The sequence below is a fragment of the Tunturiibacter gelidiferens genome, assembly GCF_013410115.1.
Classification (GTDB): Bacteria; Acidobacteriota; Terriglobia; order Terriglobales; family Acidobacteriaceae; genus Edaphobacter; species Edaphobacter gelidiferens.
This window is the reverse complement of the sequence record NZ_JACCCV010000002.1, coordinates 1764908-1785692: the sequence shown is the minus strand read 5'-3', so window position 1 is coordinate 1785692 and position 20785 is coordinate 1764908. Positions and strand designations below refer to the sequence as shown.

Below are 20785 nucleotides of genomic sequence, written 5' to 3'. Positions count from 1 at the left end.
CTTCGACCATGACGAAAAGAGTTCGCTATGAATGAAGAGGCCCTGCCACCATTCGAACAGGCCTTCGGAGCACTTCGTCAGTTCACGCGCACAAGGCGCTCCGCATCGCGTCCGCTGGAGCAGTGCGAGTTATGCAGCGCCGGACTTGCGCAGGACCACCCCCATCTGGTGGAACTGAGTTCGCGGCAGATACTCTGTGCGTGCGATGCATGCGCGATGCTCTTCGACGGGATGGAGAAGTCAAAGTATAAGCGTGTCTCCCGACGTGCTCAGTACCTGACCGACCTCGAGATGACCGACGGACAGTGGGAGAGTCTGCTCATTCCGATCAATATGGCGTTCTTCTTTCGTTCTAGCATTGAGGGCAGAGTTGTCGCGCTCTATCCTAGTCCAGCGGGCGCGGTTGAATCGCTGCTGCCGCTCGAGGCATGGAATGAGATCGCAGATGGGAATCGAGCGCTAAGCTGCCTCTTGCCCGATGTCGAGGCCCTGCTGGTCAACCGAGTAGGCCATGCTCATGGGCTTACTCAGGCCGAGTACTACATCGCGCCGATCGATGAATGTTACAAATTAGTGGGGCTAATCCGCACCAACTGGAGAGGACTCTCCGGAGGGGCCGATGTCTGGGTAGAGATAGGGCGATTCTTCTCCGATTTGCGGTCGAAGGCAGATGTAGTTAGCGGAGAAGCCAATGCCTGACCTGAGCTTTCAGATCGAAGGCGCGAGCGTTGTTCCATTTGCAGCTGCGCCGACACTTGCTTTCAAACTTAGGGTCATGAACGCCACGGCTAACGAGTCGATCCATACCATCGCTCTGCGTTGTCAAATTCAGATTGAAGTCACACGTCGACGCTATGCTCCAGAGGAGCAAGAGCGCATGCTTGACCTCTTCGGAACGCCCGACCGATGGAGCCAAACGCTGCGCAGCCTGCTTTGGACCAACCTCAATATGGTCATTCCTGCTTTCGCGGGCACAACTACGGTAGCCGATCTTCACGTCCCCTGCACCTTCGACTTTAATGTCGCTGCCACTAAATATTTTGAAGGGCTCACGGATGGTGATATTCCTCTCAATATCTTTTTTAGCGGGACAGTCTTCTATGCGCCGCCGGATAGCGGACTGCAGGTAGCGCCTATCTCCTGGGAGCAGGAGGCGAGATTCAAACTCCCGGTAAAGGTCTGGCGCGAGATGATGGACTCCTACTATCCCAATCATGTCTGGCTGAGTTTGCGTCGGGATGTCTTTGATCGGCTCTATCGCTACAAGATGCAGCACGGTATTCCCAGCTGGGAGCAGACGCTTGAAGAAGTTCTCCCCATGGAAGTGGCGGTGAAATCGTGAATCTGGATCGGGTGGAAAAGATCGCTGAGGCTGTGCTCTACGAGGGATACATGCTGTATCCGTATCGGCCGTCTTCGGTCAAAAATCAGCGACGTTGGAACTTCGGAGTGCTTAGCCCTCAGGCTTACAGCGAACTGCAGCAGGGATTTGATGCCTGGACGATGCAGACCGAGTGCCCGCTCAAGGCAACTCCATCCACAATGCTCAGCGTGAAGCTACGTTTCTTGCAAATAGTGCAGCGCTCAATCGGGAAGCTTCGCGCGTCAGGAAAGGAGGAGCCTGAGGGCGTTGAACCGGAGTTCGATATAGTCGATCGTCTCGAAGTAGATAGCCGTGTATTTCAACCATGGCAGGAGGCCGTTGAACGGGAATACACATCTGCCGCGCTCGATCCTGCGTCGCTCTCGTCGCTTGCTCCTCTATATCTGGCGTTCCCTGCGGGGAAAATTTTTGAGTATCTGCATGATGAGCAGGGAAGGGCCGTCGGAGTGATTGTGCGCGAGTGGGAGAATCTAACTGCATCGATACAGTTCGGTTCAACACAGAGCTCAGACGGAGTCTTCAGGGTAACGGTCCGCGTCCGCAATGTCTCCCCCTTTGAATCTCTGGCAACTACGGACCGTGAAGACGCACTCGCGTTCTCGCTGGTGTCTGCCCATACTATTCTGGGCATCGATCAGGGAGAGTTCATCTCCTTGCTCGATCCTCCGGCGGAGTTCAAAGATGTTGCCGCCATGTGCAACAACGTCGGGACATGGCCAGTGCTGGTTGGAGATCATGCGGAGACGATGCTCTCGTCGCCAATCATCCTCTATGACTATCCGCAGATCGCTCCGGAGAGCGCGGGTAATCTCTTTGACGCAACCGAGATCGACGAGATCCTCTCCCTGCGAATCCTTACACTGACGGACGATGAGAAGCGCGAGATGAGGCAATCCGACGATCGTGCACGAGAGATTCTGGAACGCACTGAGACGATGCCGGAAGAGCAGTTCATGAAACTTCATGGTGTGTTGCGCGGGTTGACTCCGCTCAAGGAGGAGGTGCGATGAATCAATGGGAGTGGAGCCTTCTCGAAGATAAGGAGCAGGTCGACCATGTGGTAATTGGAGGAGCTGAGGTAAGGACAGGCCATCGCGTTCGTCTGAATCCCCATGAGGGTGGGGACATACTTGACCTTGCGCTGCGCGGCCAGATCGCGACTGTCGAGAGCCTTGAACAGGACTACGAAGGCCAGCAGCACATCTGTGTGGTTCTCGAGGACGATCCCGGCCGCGACCTGGGGATGCTGCGTCAGCCGGGGCATCGCTTCTTTTTCAAAGTGACCGAGGTTGAACCGCTCCCGGAAGAAGAACAGTGTGAGAAAAAAAATGTTTCGCAACCCCGTATTCTGATCGCCGGCATCGGCAACATCTTCCTTGGAGATGACGGCTTTGGAGTGGAGGTTGTACGTCGCCTCTCGGGCTGCGCTCTGCCCGAAGAGGTACGCGTCATTGATTTCGGTATCCGTGGCCTTGACCTTGTTTACGCCCTACAGGACCGTTATGAGACCACCATTCTTATCGACGCCTATCCTCACGGACAAGCGCCGGGGACAGTCTCCGTCGTCGAACTGGACCCAAACGAAGCTGCCGAACCGTCGGGCAACTTCGTTGAGCCGCATAGCATGCATCCGATGAACGTCCTGCGCATGGCGAGCGCAATGCATGGACCTCTAAAACGAATTCTATTGGTTGGCTGCGAACCGGCCACGCTGGGCGGGGACGAAGGGCATATGGGGCTTAGTCAACCTGTTGAGGTTGCTGTGGAGCGAGCGGTGAAGACGACCGAGACGTTGATAAAAAAAATCCTGGAAAGCGACCCCGTGTGAGGGCTGCCTGAAGAAACTGCGGCAAAGGAGAGTCGATATGTCGATGGAACTGGAAGGATCAACGACCAACGGAGTAGGCGATAAGGAAACTCTTTACATGCTGGGAGGTGTGGCCCTGGTGGTGTTTGGAGCTGGATTGATTCTTTCCAATCCGTCCATTCGCTGTTATATGTCCCAAATAGGAATCGGCAATCTCGCCCAGGTGGCGATGCCTGATGTTCAACGCTATCTAAAGATGCGGGCCATGTAGACAGACCCGGCGCGGCAGCAGGATGGAGCCTGCAGCATGTGACAAATTCAATGGAAACGACAAAAGCCACGCTTGCTCATTACGTCGTCGATGCAAGGGCGAGTCGATTAACGGTGCAGGCCTTTGCCACTGGACTGTTGTCAGCAGTGGGACACAATCCGACTATCGGCGTTCGCAACTTCAGCGGCGACGTGAACTTCAGTCCGGAAGCGATCCAGGGCAGCGAATTCAAAATGAGCATCCAGGCGAATTCGCTGAGCGTTCAGGACGACATCGCCGATAAAGATCGCCGTGAGATCGAAAGGCTGATGAACGAGCAAGTGTTGGAGACGGCAAAGTATCCCGAAATCGTTTACGAAGCACCTATGCTCTCAATCACCAGGATGGGAGAGTCTTTGTACACTACCGTTCTAGACGGCAGCCTGGCGCTCCACGGCGTCACACGTAGGCAGCCGGTTACTGCTCGTGTCGCTGTCTTCGGGACGATGCTGCGAGCGTCGGGCGATTTCACTCTGAAGCAAACCGACTACGAGATCAAACCGATCTCCGTGGCGGGAGGAGCGATCAAACTCAAGGATGAATTGAAGTTCTCCTTCGAGATGGTAGCGCGGGAAGAGGAGTGACAACTATGAACTTCGTGTTAGAGAATCGTGCGTCCGGGAAGGGAGTCAGTCAATGTGCCTAGCCATACCAGGCAAGATTATCGAGCTGGTTGCCGGTCCTAATCTTGTAGGCGTCGTGGAAGTAACCGGAGTGCGGCGCAAGGTCCAGTTGGGCCTTCTCGAAGATGACATGCCGAAGATCGGCGACTGGGTGTTGATCCATGTCGGATTTGCTATGTCCAAAATTAGTGAGCAAGATGCCGCAGAGCAGATGCGCCTGCTCACAGCTCTGGGCGAAGTCGAACAAGTCATGGAAGAAGTGCGGGGGTATGGTCTCGAAGACCGCGCCGACCGCGCCGGTCCGATCCCACTGAACGGGACGCGTTACTCCTAGGGAGATTGAGCATGCAATATGTGGACGAATTTCGTGACCCTGAACTGATCACCAAAGCCTCCGAAGAGATTCGCCGTCTCGCCGATCCCAGGAGGCATTACCGCATCATGGAAGTATGTGGTGGCCACACGCATGCCATCTATCGCTTCGGGCTCAAGGATATCCTGCCTTCCAATATCGACCTCATCCACGGCCCCGGCTGTCCGGTCTGCGTCTTGCCCATGGGAAGGATCGATGATGGATTGGCTATCGCCAAAGACCCAAACACCATCTTCGCGGCCTTCGGCGACATGATGCGAGTACCAGGAGCACACGGCAGCCCACTGGAGCACAAGGCTCGCGGAACCGATGTGCGGATTGTATATTCCCCCGCGGACGCGTTAGAGCTGGCCAGAAAATTTCCAGAGAAGGAAGTCATCTTCTTCGCGATCGGATTTGAGACTACGGCTCCTTCCACTGCGCTCACGCTGATGAGCGCCAAGGCAGAGGGTATCCATAATTTTTCTGTCTTCTGTAATCACGTCACCATCGTGCCTGCAATCCGCGCCATTCTCGATTCTCCGGATATGCGTCTCGATGGGTTCATCGGACCAGGGCATGTCTCAACGGTGATCGGTTGCAGACCTTATGAATGGATAGCCAGGAATGAAGGCAAACCCGTAGTTACTTCCGGCTTTGAGCCACTGGATCTGCTGCAATCCATCATCATGCTTTTGAGGCAGCTACAAGCGGGCGAGGCCAAAGTCGAAAATCAATACAAGCGTGTGGTGCCATGGGAGGGTAATCGCGCAGCTCTCAAGGCAATGGCCGAAGTCTTCGAGCTGCGGCCTTACTTTGAATGGCGCGGACTTGGATTCATTTCCCAGTCAGCATTGCGGATTCGTGAAAAGTATGTCGCCTGGGACGCCGAGCAACGCTACTCTGTTCCGGAGACACGAGTGACGGACCCGAAGTCGGCGCAATGCGGAGAAGTTCTAAAAGGCGTTTTGAAACCAGCGCAGTGTAAGTTGTTCGGGAAAGAGTGCACTCCCGAACATCCAATCGGTGCGCTTATGGTTTCGTCAGAGGGCTCATGCGCAGCATATTACAACTACGAGTACCGCAAATCGCTGGTGACGAGGATCAGCTCCGTGGCCTGAAGATTGAAACTACGGCTGCGAGTTCGCCATCTGTGGTTCGATTTCGCGATCCTCAGATTGAAATGGCGCACGGAGCCGGTGGGAAGGCTAGCCGAAGACTGGTCGAGGGCCTGTTTGCGCCGCTTCTGTATCCCGCCTCTCGAGAGCCGCTAAGCGATGCCGCGCATCTCGAGGTGGGGGGTGCGCGAATCGCCTTCACGACCGACAGCTTTGTTGTCAAGCCTTTACATTTTCCCGGTGGCTCAATCGGCGAACTAGCCGTCAACGGTACTATGAACGATCTCGCAGTCTCCGGGGCCAAAGGCATTGCCATGACCGTGACCTTCGTTCTCGAAGAAGGCCTTCCTACGGCGGACCTCGAAGCCGAAGTCCGCGCGATGTCTGGAGCTCTTAAACGGGCGGGAGTCGTGATGGCTGGTGGAGATACTAAGGTGGTCGAACGCGGCAAAGCCGACGGGATGTATATCACGACCGCGGGGATCGGTACCCCGCTGCCTGGCGTCAAAGTCGATGCCCGTTCGGTGCGTCCAGGCGACAAGATCCTCTTATCCGGTCCGATTGGCGATCACGGAATCACCATTCTTCTGGCGCGCGGTGAGCTCGACTTCGAAGCAGATTTGTACTCCGACACGCGGTCCGTTCTGCCGTTGGTCGAAGCGCTGGCGGCAGAATGCGGCCCTGGAATTCACTGGATGCGCGATCCGACGCGCGGAGGCGTAGCTACCGCTCTCAATGAACTGGCGCGCGATAGTGGCCTGGGAATTGAATTGCTCGAGGAAGAGATCCCCATGCATGATGCGGTTCGTGGCGCCTGCGAGCTCCTCGGATTGGATCCTCTCCACATCGCGAACGAAGGCCAGTTTCTTGCTGTAGTTTCTCCGGAGTATGCTGCCATCGCGTTGAACTCGTTGCAGCAGACGGCGGGTGGTGAAGAAGCCCGGATTGTTGGGCAGGTTCGAGTCGAGCCAGCCAACGCAGTTCTGGTCATCACTCGCTACGGAGGCAGTCGGATCGTAGACATGCTGGTCGGCGATCCTCTGCCGCGGATCTGTTAGGACCTCGTATGCAAACTGCCGTCAATCTCGCAGCACACATTGAAGAACGGTTGCTCCTGCGCAACGAGATTCTGGAAAGCTTCTTTTCTCAGGAGGCTCGCGCACTGGCAGTCGCCTGTCGTGAGATGTCGGAACGCTTTCTAAGAGGCGGCCGTTTGCTGGCATTTGGACGCGGACCGTACTCGACCGATGCCCAACACGTCTCCGTGGAGTTCGTTCATCCTGTGATCGTTGGCAAACGCGCGCTCCCTGCGCTCGATCTCTCAGCACTCCTGCGCCCATGGCTTGATGCCATTCTTCGCCCGGAAGATATTGTGATGGGCTTCGGCCCACCCGAAGGAGATCCTGAGGTGTGGGAGGCTTTAGAATCGGCGGAGGCGCAAGGGGCAATGACCTTCGCTTTGCCCGGCCCATGCGGATCCTACGCACTCAAGGCAGCGACTCAAGACCCATTTATCCACCAGGAACTGGTCGAAGTCTTTTATCACACCCTGTGGGAGACAGTTCACGTCTTTTTGGAACACCGGGAACTGGGCCAAGATATAGGTCAAACAGAGTTTCTCTATCCTTTCCTGGGTCAGAAGAAGCAGGAGACTGAGGGCATAGTCAACGATGTCGCTGCTTCCATCCAAATGAAAGTTCACGACGACACCCTGTTGCGGACTCGCCTCGCGACAGAACAATCCGAACAGATCGGTGCTACGGCTCTTGCAGTACGAGAGCGCCTGTTGCGTGGCGGAAAGTTGATTCTCTTCGGTAACGGCGGCTCAGCGACGGACGCCAACGATTGGGCGATGGACTGTGTGCTTCCTCCAATCGGATACCATACCATCCCTGCGATATCTCTCTCTATGGAGCCAGCCACCATAACCGCGCTGGCTAACGATGTGGGGGTCGAGGTGATCTTTTTGCGCCAACTCCTCGCACACGCGAAACCGCCGGACGTCGCGATCGGAATCTCCACCAGCGGCGGCTCTCGCAATATCGTGATGGCCCTGGAAGAAGCGCGCAAGCGTGATCTGCTGACGGTTGCTCTTCTGGGCAACGACGGCGGAGAGATCTATCGCCGAGGATTGGTTGACTATCCAATCATTGTTCGCAGCGACTATATTCCGCGCATTCAAGAGGTGCAGGCGTCCGCATATCACGTGCTTCGGGAGGCATTGGAGGTGTTGAGCCATGGCCAATCTTGAGCTCTATGGGAGTGCTCGATGCCCATACACGCAGGAGTTACGTGAGTGGCTGGAATGGACGAGGCGAGACTTCACGGAGTACGACGTGGAAGCCGATTCCGACGCACGCGCGCGCATGCATGCCCTCGACAGCAGCGTACGCACGGTTCCGTTGCTGGTGGAGGACGGCAAAGTAATTCAGGTTGGTTGGCAAGGCAGGGGTTGCATCGTGGAGTCAGAATAAACATGGCAAGCGCCTGCTCAATTCGTGTACGCGGCGTGGTGCAGGGAGTTGGTTTTCGCCCTTTTGTGTACCGTCTGGCATATGCCAACACACTGGCCGGGTGGGTGCTCAATGGCGACCAGGGAGTGGAGATTCATCTCGAAGGCGCCGAGCGGGACATGGAAACGTTCGTTCAAGAGATGCGAAGCAAGCATCCGTCCGCTTCCACCATCTCCGAAATTGAAGTCGAACCCGCACACTACGAGGGGCTGAACGAGTTCACTATTCGAGAGAGTCATCGCGCCGGCCGCCCTGTTGTCCATGTCTCACCCGATCTCCCTGTCTGCGAGGACTGTTTGAAGGAATGCTTCGACTCATCGGATCGGCGTTATAGATATCCCTACATCAACTGCACGAACTGCGGACCTCGCTACAGCGTCATCCTCGCCTTACCTTACGATCGAGCCAGCACCACCATGATGGCGTGGCCGATGGATGCATATTGCGACTCCGAGTACCACGATCCTGCGAATCGCAGGTTTCACGCACAACCTGTAGCTTGTTCCAACTGCGGGCCGAATGTAACGCTCCGCCAGAACGGACTCGACCTCGCTAGTGGTTGGGATGCGGTCCGAAGAACAGCGGAACTTCTCTGTGAAGGTAGAATCGTCGCGATCAAAGGGCTTGGCGGATATCATCTAGCCTGCGATGCACGCAACCCCATAGCAACCGCTGCCCTGCGAGCCAGGAAGTATCGTAAGGAAAAACCCTTTGCCCTCATGGTCAAAGATATCGGGGCAGCAAGCCGGTTAGTCTTTCTTACCTCCGATGCCGAGGAGTTGCTCACTTCCTCAGCTCGTCCGATTGTGCTGGCACAGGCTCGGCTCGAACTTGAAGGCGTTTCGCCTGACAATCATGACCTCGGTTTGATGTTGCCTTACACGCCACTTCAGCACCTTCTCTTCGCCGCGGGTGGACCGGAAGCGCTTGTAATGACCAGCGCCAACCGATCGAACGAGCCAATTGCCTATGAGGATGCGGACGCGCTGAGGCGGCTCTCCGGAATCGCAGATGCGTTTTTAATCGGCGAACGTCCAATCGCGCGTAGAGTAGACGATTCAATAGCCCGTGTCGGAGCATTCGGTCCGGTGGTGTTTCGCCGGTCTCGAGGTTACGCGCCCAACGCAGTCGCAAGACTGCCAATCAAGCGTCCGGTGTTGGCCCTGGGATCGGACCTAAAGAACACGATTACGCTGGTAGTCGACGGTCACGCTTTTGTGAGCCACCACATTGGCGATCTCTCGCATTATCAAGGGTTCCAGGCTTTTGCAAAGACCATTGAAGATTTCATCTCGATGTATGACATCGACACTGGCGACCTGCTTGTAGTGCACGATTGTCATCCTCAATATGCTTCGACAAATCATGCCGCTACACTCCTGGCTCAGGAGACGCGGGCGATACAGCATCATCGCGCTCACCTGGCTTCTGTCCTTGCAGAACGTGGCGAGTGGGAGAAGAGCATTTTAGGCGTGAGCTTCGACGGGACCGGCTTCGGCGACGACGGCAGCATCTGGGGCGGCGAAATCTTTATAGGAAGTCTCGAACGAGGTTTCGAGCGCGCTGCTCACTTGCGCGCAGCAGCTCTCCCCGGAGGTGATGGCGCCGCGCAGTATCCAGTACAGGCGGCATCCGGTTTTCTGGTTCAGATCGATGGTGTGCCCGACTTGACCCAGCCGCCTTTCCACTTTACCTCACGCTATCAGGACGCGGTGCAATTGATCCACCACGACGTGCGCACCTTTTCGACGACCTCCGTCGGCAGGCTCTTCGACGCGGCTGCCGCACTGTTGGGTTTTGTGGGAGAGAGTACGTTTGAAGGTCAGGCTGCGATTTGGCTGGAGCAACTGGCACGCGACTCTGCGAGTGTGGAAGCCTATCCTTTCCCTATCACTGACAAAGAACTCGATTTCCGCCCGCTGCTCGAAGCGATGATTCGTGACCGGCTGCGCGGACGCGGAGTATCTGATATCGCGCGCTCTTTTCAACGTGGACTTGCTGCGGGAACAACCGATCTTATTCTTCAACTCTGCAGTAGCCGCGCGATTGATACGGTTGTACTCTCGGGAGGCGTCTTTCAGAATGAACTGCTACTTGAAGACTTGAAATCGCTCCTCCTGCCCCACCGTCTCGATATCTGGACGAACCACGCAGTGCCTCCTAACGATGGCGGGATCAGCCTTGGGCAGGCAGCGCTTGCTGCATTCGGCAACTTCAACGATGTGAAGCATTCCGTTCGCGAAGGAGTCGTTCATGCATGAGCTTTCGATTGCGATGAGCATCGTGGATATGGCACAGGAGGAAGCGGAGCGGCGCAACGTGCACATAGAAGCGGTCCACTTGGAGCTTGGGGCTCTCTCGGGTGTGGTGAAGGAGGCGCTTCTATTCTCTTTTGAGATAGCTTGCGACGGTACCCCGCTCCAAGGTTCACGCCTTGTAGTGAAAGATGTGCCCATAGAGGTTTTTTGTCCGGCATGCAACATGCCAAAGACGCTGGCATCCATGCAGTGGTTTTATTGCCCTGACTGCGGTACCCCGACGTTTGAAGTGATCCATGGAAAAGAACTCGTCATCACCGCACTGGAGCTTAAACAATGAGCCCTGAACCGCGCCTGTTAGAAGTTCGCAAAAACGTTCTCAAACAAAATGATGTGATCGCACGGGCTCTGCGGGACCGGTTTCGCGCGCAGGGAACCTATGTGATTAGCCTCGTCTCGAGTCCTGGAGCCGGTAAAACTACCTTCCTCGAAAAGACTCTTACCCTGCTCAGGTCGCATTATCGCGTAGCTGCACTGGTAGGCGACCTGGCGACGGAGAACGACGCGCTGCGGCTCGCGCGCAGTGGCGCGCCAGTGCGGCAGATTACCACCGGAACGCTCTGTCACCTTGAAGCGGCAATGGTGGAGAACTCCTTGAAAGATTGGAAGTTAGGCCAGCTGGATCTGCTCTTCATCGAAAACGTGGGCAATCTGGTCTGCCCCGCGTCTTATGATTTAGGGGAAGATCTGAGGCTCGTGTTACTTTCCGTGACGGAAGGCGAAGATAAGCCGCTCAAATACCCGACTATCTTCAACGGCGCCGACGCAGCAGTCATCACCAAGATCGACCTTGCAGCGGCGGTCGAATTCGATGAACTAACTGCCAACGCGAACATCCAGGCGGTGCGGCCAGGAATGCGCGTATTCAAAGTATCGGCAAAGACCAACGAGGGAATGGATGGTTTCTTGCAGTTTCTTGCGCAAACACATACTCGAAGTTCACAAAATACTCCTGTGTAGACGTCGGCATGCTGAAATGCATCGAAACAGGAGTAGAAAGCAGGCAACAAGCTGGACGAGGTGACTCACATGATGAAACTTATAGCTGCCGCAGCAGGAATCGGCGCAATCGTAGTGATGATTTTGATAGCTCCCGACGTATCCCGTTATCTCAGAATCCGGTCCATGTGAGATTCCTGAGCAATAGCTGCCGAACGTTGCCGGTCCTAGAGCTGTCACTCGTGGATTGGTTATAAGACCGGCCGCTTCGGAGGCGGCATCGCTGTCAAAAGCTGAAATACCTGCTACTTCAACTATTACCGAACTCTTACCTGCGCCCTCTAGCCATGCCTCGCGCCCGGCGTTAGCCTCGACACTAGAGGCAGGCACGCCATGGCGACTCTTGTTACACAACCGCAAAAAACCGGCAGTCCCGACATAGTTGAAGTGGTGCAGGCTAAGTCGGCAGAGTTTAACTGGATTTTCTTCGTCGTTATTGCGGCATTCCATGTGGGCGCTATAGCGGCCCTGTTTACCTTTTCTTGGTCTTCTGTTGTCGTATTTCTTGTGATGTGGCTCCTCGGTCAGAACGTAGGCATTGCCATCAGCTATCACCGCCAACTGACTCATCGCAGCTTCACCACGCCCAAGTGGCTGGAGTATGCCATGGCGATCTGTGGGACGATGTCGCTGCAGGGCAGTCCCACCTACTGGGTCGCGGTGCATCGTATGCACCACCAGTACACCGACAAACCTGGCGATCCGCACTCTCCCCGCGATGGCAAATGGTGGTCGCATATAGGCTGGATCCTGCGCGGCTCTCTTCACAGTGAGACCACCATGCTCGCTCACTATGCGCCGGATCTGCATCGCGATCGCTTCTACCGCTGGTTGGCTGTGTGGCACTGGCTTCCGATCACCCTGACCGGAGTTGCTTTACTGGGTGGAGGCACCGCTTTCGGCGGATGGAAGTTGGGGCTCTCGTGGTTACTCTGGGGGACATTTCTTCGTATCACCATTGGCTTCCACGTAACCTGGCTGGTCAACTCGGCGACCCACTTGTGGGGTTCGCGCCGTTTCAAAACCCGTGACGACTCAACCAACAACTGGTGGGTCGCGCTTTTGACCGGCGGAGAGGGCTGGCACAACAATCACCATGCACATCCTGTGTCTGCCAGCCATGGCATGGCCTGGTGGGAACTGGATTTCAACTACTGGGGTATCAAATTACTAGCGTTGTTCGGTCTGGCAAAGAACGTCAAAGTGGCGCATCTCCCGGAGGCACCTGGTACGCGAATAAACCCTCTCTAAGTCTCAAACGCAAAATCGCCTAACGGACAGTGCTCAGGGTGTTCGTAAGCACCGTGCCGTAGGCGACAGACATTTAGAGATGATCACGGCTCGAATTAAGCAACTATCTCTCCGGTTGTCCCGTGTCGACATGGATCGTCCCTGGCGAGGAAGTCAAGCCACCTTGTTTTTCGTTATCGGGTGTCCAGTTAAACGTGTAGATTTTACCGGCAGCGTAGGGATTAGGTTCGGTCCCCTCCGGATAAGTAGCCGTGTTTGGCCATGTTTCATTCAGCGTCAATGACTTGTTGTGGGGCAGGTGTGGGCAGAAATACTTCGAATACGTGCTGGTGAAGACCCCTGAGACTTCAGCGACAAACTGCAGAGTGTCCGTAGCTTCCATGTTGATTTCGATTGGATCGGCAGAATCGGTGAGAGGAACAACAACGATCGACAAGATAATTCTCCTTTTGTTGAGGTGACGTTTATTGAGTTAGTGATGGTTTGCCGAAATGAAATCCGGGGTCTCGCAGAAGATCCCGCATGTCCGGATCGTTTTCGAGTTGGCTCAAAGGAAAACCTTTGTGCAATGCCATCTCGAGATAACCCAGCGCCTGTTTGCGATCACCGCACATCTCGTAAGCCCCCGCGACGTTGACTAGGATGCTTGGGTCATCAGGGGAGAGCGCTATCGCCGTCTGCGCATGCTCCAGCGCACTCCCCGGCACTCCATCCTTCGCCTGCATCACAGCCAGCAGTGAGTGCGCCTGCGCATCTTGTGGTTTCAGTCGGATATTCTGCTCGAGCAGCGGCACGATTCGCTCTCGCACCATCTTTGCTTTTGAACTGTCTCCAAGCCGCTCATACGCGATCAGCAGGTTATTCCAAACCATGTAATCGTTCTCATTCAATCGCAGGGCTTTCTCGTTGACCTCCGCAGACTCCCGATACCTCCGCTGAGCAAGATAAAGGCTGGCAAGATTTGCATATGCCGGATAAGTTGGCCCCAGTTCGATTGATCTCTTCAGAGCCTGCTCGGCGGTCGGAAGCACCGCGCTGTCTCCTGAATCCACATAAGTCGCGCCCAGATTGAGATACACCTCCGCATTGTCCGGAGTCATATCAATCGCTCTTCGCAGCGCAGTGATCGCTTCAGGATATTTGCCCTGGCGGTCATAGAAGTTACCGATGAGGTTATAGCTCTCCCAATCATCGGGCTTCAGCGCGACTGCCTTTTTGTAAGCAGCCTCTGCGTCGGCGACACGGCCAGAACGCTCATACGCGCGTGCCAGCCCCCTCATCGCCATTGCGTTTCGCGGATCGAGTTGAAGAGCATGTTGAAACTCCTGCAGCGCGAGCTCGCGCTTCCCGCTAACGTCATGAATTCGCCCAAGAGTGACATAGGCCGCGGGCAAACTACTGTCGAGCTGAATTGCCTTCTCAAGGTTTCCCTGGGCTTCGTCGAGCCAGTGCTGATTCCGATCAAGTTGATACTTAAGTCGATATGCCTCTCCGAGCTGACCGTAGCCGAGCGCGAACTTCGGATCGGTCTCGATCGCCGCGTTCAATACTTCGATTGCCTGATCCAGATTTCCCGCTTTGTCGTAACGCTGCATATAGCCCAACGCAGTCAGGTAATTCTGATATGCCGCAGGCACAACGGATCCGCCGGTATTGTGCAACATCTCGGCGGACACAGGTAGATCCATCAGATGCGCGAGCCGCGATACCGCTTCGTCTTGCAGCGCAGAGAGGTCTCCAGCCTGATCCACAACATCGACAGACCCAATCAGGCGAAGATTCTTTGTATTGATAAGGTTGAGATTGAGATTCACAGCGGTTCCATCGCGCCGGATGCTTCCGCTGATTACCAGATTTGCGCCAAGCGTTTTGAGCGCGGCCGCGGGGTCAGTCACTTTGAGACGGCGGATCTCGCTCGCCGGAATTACCCATAGCGCCTTGTTGCCAACATCGAGATCGGAAAGCTTCCCCGATAGCGTATCCACCAGGCCCTCGCTCAGAGCTTGATTCTCCGGGTTATTCCCAATGTTAGTAAAAGGAAGAACTGCGATATGCTCTTCACCCACTCTTATGCGGGAACCAAGTTGTTCGCGGACCCGAGGAAAGAGAAACAAACAGGCCAGTAGAACAAGCCCACAGAGGCCGAGGCCCAGTGGCAGCCATCGGTTTCGAGGCTTCTGTGCCCTGGACCAGGTAGAGACGGAAGCTTGCTCGACATACCTGCGGATGTCGTTCGACCGACTCGTAGTCTTCCTGCCAATCGCTTCTCTTCGATTGGTTGAATCGTTCGAAAGCTCTGCTTGTGCGGCTTGCAGATCCGCCAGCATCTCTGAGCAATGCTGATAGCGTTTCTCGGTGTCCTTCGAAAGGGAGCGATAGATGATTCCTTGCAGTGCGATGGGCAAACCGTCAAGCAACTGCGGCGGCTCGTTGAGAATCGCAACCAGAATCGCGGGAATCGTTCCGCGGTCGAAGGGATTGCGCCCCGCGAGCATCTCTGCCAAAACTACTCCAAGAGACCATATATCTGTTCGCTGATCGGTTCGCTGGCCCAACGCCTGTTCGGGCGATACGTACTTTATCGATCCCACAATGCCGCTGGCAGTTGCGGTCTCTGCGTTGATCAGACGAGCCAATCCAAAGTCGACGATCTTAACAGACCTTGTGTTCGTCAGCATTACGTTTGACGGCTTGATGTCCCGATGCACGATATGGTGTGAGTGGGCTTCGCATAGGCCGAGCGCGACCTGAATAGCGACATCGACGGCTTCCAGCGTGCTCAGCGGACCTTTGGCAATCCTTTGAGCCAGAGAAAGACCGTCATAGAAGCCCATGACGATAAACGCGTGGCCATCCGTCGTCTCTTCGATCCCGTGGATGACGCCGATGTTCGGGTGATCCAAGGACGAAGCCATTCGTGCTTCAAGGACAAAGTACTCTCTCTCACGAACGTCAGCATTCAGCAGGGTGGGTAAAAATTTGAGCGCAACCGTTCTCTCGAGCTTGGCGTCCCAGGCACGATAAACAATACCCATTCCACCGGCGCCGGCGATGCCCAGGATCTCGTAGTTATTCCCAACCAGTTCTCCCACCGGGAGAGCGTTAGTAACCTCTGCCATTGAAATTCGCTCACGTCCAGAAATAGGAGGCAGTTCTTCAGGCTCGAAACCCTCCTAGGGTATCATTCGGAATCATGTGAGCCGCAATTGGGCCGGTCCTTGACAGTCGTTTTACAAACGCGGATAGCGGTGGATCATGGTCTTACCGTACGAAGCCATCAAAAGTAAATCTTTGCGGCAAGCTCGATCTGACGTGAGCCATTGAGGGTTGAGCTGACCTGACCGGCTGAAGACGAATCGATATTGGTCGTTGGAGCGGCAAAGGTAGTGTGATTGAAGAGGTTGAAGAACGACCCACGAAACTCTAGAGATCGCGTCTCACTGAAGTGGAAGGACTTGAGCAGGGAGAGATCGAATTGAACCAGCCCATCGGCGCGCAACAGATTGATCCCGCCGTTGCCGTAGGAATACAGCGCAGGAACGGCATATGCGTCTGCCCCGGCGGGTGCGAGCGTCTTACACGCTGAGTTTTTCGAGTCGAAGTACCAGCAGTTGTGGTTTCTTAGCAAGAGTGGTTTGCCAATCACATTCGGTCTCTGGCTACCAACACCGGTGTTGGCTTGGTCGCCACTGATCGTCGGTGTGTACGGAAGTCCCGATTGTAGCGTCGCGATTCCTGAAAGATTCCAGTTTCCGACGATGCCATTGACCCATGCAGGAAGACTGGTGAGAAACTCTCGTCCACGTCCGAAGGGAAGATCATACAAATAGCTGGCAACAAAGTTATGTGTCAGGTCGTAGTTGCATACTCCGTAATATCGAATCAGCGGGGTGTCCTCTCGCACGACCGAGGTATAGGTACCGTCCGTCAGGCACTTGCTGTAGGTATAGGAGACGAGCAAAGTCGCACCTGCGAAGGCACGCGTCTCCAGCTTGGTTTGTAGAGCGTTGTAGCCTCCATTTCCCGCAAAGCGTGAGTTGTTGATGGTGCCCCACTGTGCAAGCGGACGGCGAGGCTGCACCGCTCCCGCGCCTGGATTCGGGTCGTTGATCTGGAATGCTTGTTGCATGTGAGTCGTCTTATTGCCGACGTAGGCCATGTCCAGAGAGATGCGCTGCCCGAACTGATGCTGAACCGCAAGATTCCACTCCTGGATATAGGTGTTCTGCACATGCAGCGCCATGCTGGTGATGCTCGGAGTGGAGCAGGAGTCTGCTACAAAACCAAATGCGCATTTGGAGCCGGGATTTGGATTCGGAGCTACTATTGGCTGGCCTTGATAGAAGTCGGCGAGCGTGAAGGTCGGCTTCGGCGTCGTATTGTTTTGTGTTTGCGAGGCAATGAACGGGACTGTGTTTTGTGTATTGTTGATTGCGTTGTCGTCTGGGAAGAGATAGAAGACGCCATACGCGCCCCGAATCACGGTTGTACCCCGTCCAGGACTATAGGCAAAGCCCAATCGAGGTCCGACATCGTGATAGTCGGTCTTGCGTACAGATTGCGGCAACCCAAGGTCGTCTGTGTATTCGAACCGGTCGGAGAACAGCGAAAACAGCTGCGGAGTCGCGGGCTGCGCGTTCATGGAGACGTTCGAGGGAAGCACGAGCTTGCCGGTGCTCGTGTCGAAGCCGGAGGTTTGGCCATTCACCGCGTTGTAGTAAGGGTTGATCTCCCATCGAAACCCGGCATTTATGGTGAAGTTCGGCCTCGCGTGATAGTCGTCCTGAAAGTACATGGCCTGGAAACTTCCGGCACTCCCCCACAAGTTCCTAAAGGTGCTGCGGCTGGCACTCAGAGGATCTCCCAGCAGAAAGTCGGCAAAGTTGTCGCCGGAGTACGCCCCGTTAAAGTTGAAGGTTCCCACCGAGTTATTGCCCGCGACAAAGGTGTTGGTGTTGTGGAATAGCTCATATCCAAAACGAATGTCGTGCTTTCCACTGGCGTAGCTCACGCGGTCGACATACTGCCACGAGCGAATCTTGTTCTGCTTCGGATAACTATTGTTGGCCTGCCCGTTGAAGTTAGAGTAGTTGGCGATCGTAACGCTCGGAAAGCCCAGAGTCGATGGGGGCGCAAGTCCGTCCAGGCCTATGATTCCGGCCTCGTCATTGATGTTTTGCCCCTGCAGTGAACTCGTAAAGAGGAAGTAGCTGCGATAGTAGGAGACCTGAAGTTCATTAATCCACTTCGGGCTGAAGACATGGGTCTCCCGGAAGAGAGCATCCTGCCCGCGGCTGCGCAGAGGAAAGCCGCCCATTGCTGGAAAGGCGTTTGGATCCGTCTCGTGATCATCAGAGATGGAGTAGCGGCCTGTCAGACGATCGGCCGCGGTAAGTTGATGGTCCACACGGATGTCGCCTTGATCGAGCTGTTGCTTCAGCTTATTGGTGACAATAGCGCGGCTTGTATTGCCCGAGACAAAGTTCGCATGAGGCATATACTGCAGCAGAAACTGCGCCTGTGGAGAGATGAGCGAAGCTGGAATCTTATTGAGCACCCCGCCGTCCGAGACCTGTTGGCCAGTCGCAGGGTTGATGATCTTTGTCGTGATAGCTCTGAAGTCTCCACCCCGTTTCGCATCACTGGGAACGACGCTGTTGAAGTTCTGAGCCTGGGTAAACAGCGTGCTCTGCATGTCGACAAAGAAGAACGTCTTGTCCTTCCAGATCGGGCCGCCGACCGCGAGCCCAAACTGATTGCGGTGCAGCGGCTCATCGCGTGCGTGGCTTCCTGTCGCCGGAAGAAAGAAGTAGTTCTTCGCATCCAGAGAGTTGTTGCGCAGAAACTCATACAAGGTGCCATGAAACTGATTCGTTCCGCTCTTCAGTGTGGCGTTGATGATGGTCGGACTATGGCCGTAGTCCGCACCCATGTTGCCCGACTCCACCTTGAACTCCTGGAGCGCGTCCACATTGGGCTGAATGATCGTCCCGCCAAGTTGAAACTCGGTAATATTCGCTCCATCCAGATACCAGCCAGTCCACGAGGGAGAGAGGCCGTTCACATTGACGTTCACGGCGCTGGCCCGAATCGAAGTACCGCCGGTCGCGATGTTCTGACCGCCCTGGATGTAGCTGACGCCGGGTGTCAGCTGCGTCAACTGCCAGAAGTTCCGGCCATTCAGCGGCATATTCTGAACCGTCTGCGTATCGATCACCTGACCCACCGACGAAGACGCCTGGTTCAGCAGAGGAATCTGGTCCGCGATCACCGTGACTTTATCGTTAACGCCGCCGATATGGAGTACAGGATTGATCGTTGCATGTTGCGCCACCTGGAGCTCGATATCCGCAATCTGCGCCGGCGCAAATCCCTCATGCGACACCGTGATGGAATAATGGCCGACCTGTAGATTCGGAATAGTGAAGCTGCCACTGCCATCGGCCTTCACGTTTCGCACCTGCCCGGTTCCGATATCCCTCGCACTCACCGTAGCGTCAGGAATCACTGCGCCTGAGTCATCCTGTACTGTGCCGACGATCGTACCGGTGTTCGACTGTGCGTTGGCGGGAGTCAATGCGGCGGCACAAAGCAAAAATAAACCTAAACCTGAGAGAAGTTTTTTAGAAACGATGCGCATCACTGGTGCTCCATTCTGGATCTGGTTTTTCCTGCGATCGAGCTATTAACCCTCGGCTGTCTGCGATCGTTGTCGCTCTCCTACACCCACAGCAAAGGCTGGCGAACCGGATAGTTGCGAATGATCTCCCTGTCGGTAGGGTCCGGATCCTCGATCTTCCAAAGCGAGAGGTACTCCGGCTTTTCGCAGGCGAGTCCTGCAAACAACAGCCCCGGAGAGCGCACGGGCAACGAGTCAAAGTGCTCCACGTCCTTCCGGTAAGGCCACGTGCTCTTATCCTTCAAGTAGGGATAGAGAAACTCAGCTGCCTTGCAGAGTCCGCGCCCGTCGGAGAGCTTGAAGGTCGGCAGATCCTGTCCGACACCCTTGAGCGACTGGCAGAGACTGGCCATCACGTCGAAGTTAAAGATGGAGTAGCTATAAGGCTTGGTTCGTGCCAGCTCCTTGGGAAAGGAGCCATCGGCTCCCAGCTGATTCGGCAGAAGGATATCCGTGTACTGCCGACGTACCTGGCTGCGCGTCTCTCCATCTCCGATCAGCCGCGCGAACTCCGCCGCCTGCAATGCCCAGCACATCGCGTGATTGTTCAAGGCGTCCCGCTCTTTCTGCCCCTTGTCGCTGGTCTTCATCCATTGGAGATAGTCGCGGAACCAGCCCATGAGAGCCGTCATCTCTTCCTTTCGAAGGAACTTGGCCGCAATCAGACCCGCCGCGCAGGCGACCTCGACCAGATGAAGCGTGTCGATGATTCCATAGGAGCGACCGGTGGAGACACCATGGACCCCCTGCGAGAACTCCAGGTTCGGATTCATCCGCGTCTCAGGAGAGATAAACCATGCCCGCAGATGGTTGCAGGCGCTCTCCCCGTAGCGGCGCTCTCCCGTCAACAGCCATGCTGAGGTCAGCGCCGGCATCTGGATCGAAAGCGCAATCATTGCCTTCCTGTGTTCGTTAAAGTTGTCGGGATTACTTTGGCCGTCGCGGTTGATGTATGGACCGGTTGGATCTTTGGGGTTCGGCCAGAAATAGTCCGCTTGCGAGAAAAAGTCGTGAACCCCTCCCGGACTGCGATCGGAGCGGAACGAGGTGATCGTCACTGGCTTCTGTGTCAGATAAAGTGCTCCCGCCTTTAAGATTCGCTCGCGATCGGTCTGGGCGACGAGCCGATAGGCATCACTCTTCGTTGGACCAGCTGGTAGTCCGCGTAACAGCCCTCCTGACGACATAGCGGTGATGGTGATAGCTTTGCAAAACCGGCGTCGGTCGATTCTTGACGGGGAAATCGTTGAGGGGGAAATCGTCTTTCGCACTTCGTCTCCTGGTGGTAGAGCTGGCAGGGCCACACTCCTCGTCTGAAAGCATCGTTGGCAAGTGACTAACCGTTTGTTACATCGGCGACTCGCTTTAAGTCATAGAAAAGGCTATAGTTCGTACTTGGGACAAACTTTGCAAATAGCGTATCGTCCCATC

The 20785-nt window shown here is 55.5% G+C and carries 21 protein-coding genes; 16 read left to right on the top strand and 5 right to left on the bottom strand.

Going from position 1 to position 20785, the window contains the following annotated elements; genetic code table 11:
• Nucleotides 1-27: 27 nt before the first annotated feature.
• Genes HDF12_RS19495 through HDF12_RS19485 form a run of 3 tightly spaced genes read left to right on the top strand, consistent with a single transcriptional unit; the run spans nucleotide 28 to nucleotide 2394 of the window.
• Nucleotides 28-699, top strand: coding sequence for a DUF5947 family protein (locus HDF12_RS19495; RefSeq protein WP_179586099.1), 672 nt, complete (start codon nucleotides 28-30; stop codon nucleotides 697-699).
• Nucleotides 692-1342: a DUF6084 family protein gene (locus HDF12_RS19490; RefSeq protein WP_179586097.1), complete on the top strand. Its 651-nt coding sequence runs from the start codon at nucleotides 692-694 to the stop codon at nucleotides 1340-1342. Before HDF12_RS19495 ends, HDF12_RS19490 begins: the two co-directional genes overlap by 8 nt.
• Nucleotides 1339-2394: a hypothetical protein gene (locus HDF12_RS19485; protein WP_179586095.1), complete on the top strand. Its 1056-nt coding sequence runs from the start codon at nucleotides 1339-1341 to the stop codon at nucleotides 2392-2394. Before HDF12_RS19490 ends, HDF12_RS19485 begins: the two co-directional genes overlap by 4 nt.
• Here HDF12_RS19485 and HDF12_RS19480 read toward each other — a convergent pair.
• On the bottom strand, nucleotides 2346-2648 hold the full coding sequence (locus HDF12_RS19480) for a hypothetical protein (RefSeq protein WP_179586093.1): 303 nt from the start codon (nucleotides 2646-2648) through the stop codon (nucleotides 2346-2348). The two genes, HDF12_RS19485 and HDF12_RS19480, sit on opposite strands and share 49 nt — an antisense overlap.
• Between HDF12_RS19480 and HDF12_RS19475 the strand changes: the two genes are divergently transcribed.
• The 13 genes from HDF12_RS19475 (at nucleotide 2628) to HDF12_RS19420 (ending at nucleotide 12675) form a co-directional block, all read left to right on the top strand.
• The gene (locus tag HDF12_RS19475) at nucleotides 2628-3212 is read left to right on the top strand and encodes a hydrogenase maturation protease (RefSeq protein ID WP_179586091.1); all 585 of its coding nucleotides are present in this window, start codon (nucleotides 2628-2630) and stop codon (nucleotides 3210-3212) included. The genes HDF12_RS19480 and HDF12_RS19475 overlap by 21 nt on opposite strands.
• Nucleotides 3213-3249: 37 nt before the next feature.
• A complete protein-coding gene (locus HDF12_RS19470; protein WP_179586089.1) occupies nucleotides 3250-3462 on the top strand; it encodes a DUF6893 family small protein in 213 nt (70 codons plus the stop codon).
• Between the two features lie 50 nt (nucleotides 3463-3512).
• Nucleotides 3513-4085, top strand: coding sequence for a YceI family protein (locus tag HDF12_RS19465; RefSeq protein ID WP_179586087.1), 573 nt, complete (start codon nucleotides 3513-3515; stop codon nucleotides 4083-4085).
• A 52-nt stretch (nucleotides 4086-4137) separates the two neighbouring features.
• Nucleotides 4138-4458 carry a HypC/HybG/HupF family hydrogenase formation chaperone gene (locus tag HDF12_RS19460; RefSeq protein WP_179586086.1) on the top strand — a complete coding sequence of 107 codons (321 nt, stop codon included), beginning with the start codon at nucleotides 4138-4140 and terminating at the stop codon, nucleotides 4456-4458.
• A gap of 11 nt (nucleotides 4459-4469) precedes the next feature.
• Nucleotides 4470-5597 (top strand): hydrogenase formation protein HypD, encoded by a 1128-nt coding sequence (gene hypD / locus HDF12_RS19455; protein ID WP_179586084.1) that lies wholly within the window; start codon nucleotides 4470-4472, stop codon nucleotides 5595-5597.
• Entirely contained in the window at nucleotides 5531-6652 is a 1122-nt protein-coding gene (gene hypE, locus HDF12_RS19450) for a hydrogenase expression/formation protein HypE (protein WP_179586082.1), read from the top strand. The genes hypD and hypE overlap by 67 nt, the downstream gene beginning before the upstream one ends.
• A gap of 8 nt (nucleotides 6653-6660) precedes the next feature.
• Complete coding sequence (locus tag HDF12_RS19445; protein WP_179586080.1) at nucleotides 6661-7845, top strand: SIS domain-containing protein; 1185 nt, start codon at nucleotides 6661-6663, stop codon at nucleotides 7843-7845.
• On the top strand, nucleotides 7832-8068 hold the full coding sequence (locus tag HDF12_RS19440; RefSeq protein ID WP_179586078.1) for a glutaredoxin domain-containing protein: 237 nt from the start codon (nucleotides 7832-7834) through the stop codon (nucleotides 8066-8068). Before HDF12_RS19445 ends, HDF12_RS19440 begins: the two co-directional genes overlap by 14 nt.
• Before the next feature lie 2 nt (nucleotides 8069-8070).
• Complete coding sequence (gene hypF / locus HDF12_RS19435; RefSeq protein WP_179586076.1) at nucleotides 8071-10368, top strand: carbamoyltransferase HypF; 2298 nt, start codon at nucleotides 8071-8073, stop codon at nucleotides 10366-10368.
• A complete protein-coding gene (locus tag HDF12_RS19430; protein ID WP_179586074.1) occupies nucleotides 10361-10705 on the top strand; it encodes a hydrogenase maturation nickel metallochaperone HypA/HybF in 345 nt (114 codons plus the stop codon). Before hypF ends, HDF12_RS19430 begins: the two co-directional genes overlap by 8 nt.
• Nucleotides 10702-11385 (top strand): hydrogenase nickel incorporation protein HypB, encoded by a 684-nt coding sequence (gene hypB / locus HDF12_RS19425; RefSeq protein WP_179586072.1) that lies wholly within the window; start codon nucleotides 10702-10704, stop codon nucleotides 11383-11385. Before HDF12_RS19430 ends, hypB begins: the two co-directional genes overlap by 4 nt.
• A 69-nt stretch (nucleotides 11386-11454) precedes the next feature.
• Complete coding sequence (locus HDF12_RS22990; protein WP_373563967.1) at nucleotides 11455-11556, top strand: DUF6893 family small protein; 102 nt, start codon at nucleotides 11455-11457, stop codon at nucleotides 11554-11556.
• Nucleotides 11557-11757: 201 nt separating this feature from the next.
• A complete protein-coding gene (locus HDF12_RS19420) occupies nucleotides 11758-12675 on the top strand; it encodes an acyl-CoA desaturase (protein ID WP_179586070.1) in 918 nt (305 codons plus the stop codon).
• A gap of 103 nt (nucleotides 12676-12778) precedes the next feature.
• Here HDF12_RS19420 and HDF12_RS19415 read toward each other — a convergent pair whose 3' ends face one another.
• The 4 genes from HDF12_RS19415 to HDF12_RS19400 form a co-directional block, all read right to left on the bottom strand.
• Entirely contained in the window at nucleotides 12779-13111 is a 333-nt protein-coding gene (locus HDF12_RS19415; protein ID WP_179586068.1) for a hypothetical protein, read from the bottom strand.
• A 28-nt stretch (nucleotides 13112-13139) separates the two neighbouring features.
• Nucleotides 13140-15794, bottom strand: coding sequence for a serine/threonine-protein kinase (locus HDF12_RS19410; RefSeq protein ID WP_179586066.1), 2655 nt, complete (start codon nucleotides 15792-15794; stop codon nucleotides 13140-13142).
• 158 nt (nucleotides 15795-15952) lie between these two features.
• Complete coding sequence (locus tag HDF12_RS19405; RefSeq protein ID WP_179586064.1) at nucleotides 15953-19315, bottom strand: TonB-dependent receptor; 3363 nt, start codon at nucleotides 19313-19315, stop codon at nucleotides 15953-15955.
• 80 nt (nucleotides 19316-19395) lie between these two features.
• Nucleotides 19396-20625, bottom strand: a complete 1230-nt coding sequence (locus HDF12_RS19400) for an alginate lyase family protein (RefSeq protein ID WP_373563966.1) — start codon at nucleotides 20623-20625, stop codon at nucleotides 19396-19398.
• Nucleotides 20626-20785: the final 160 nt, after the last annotated feature.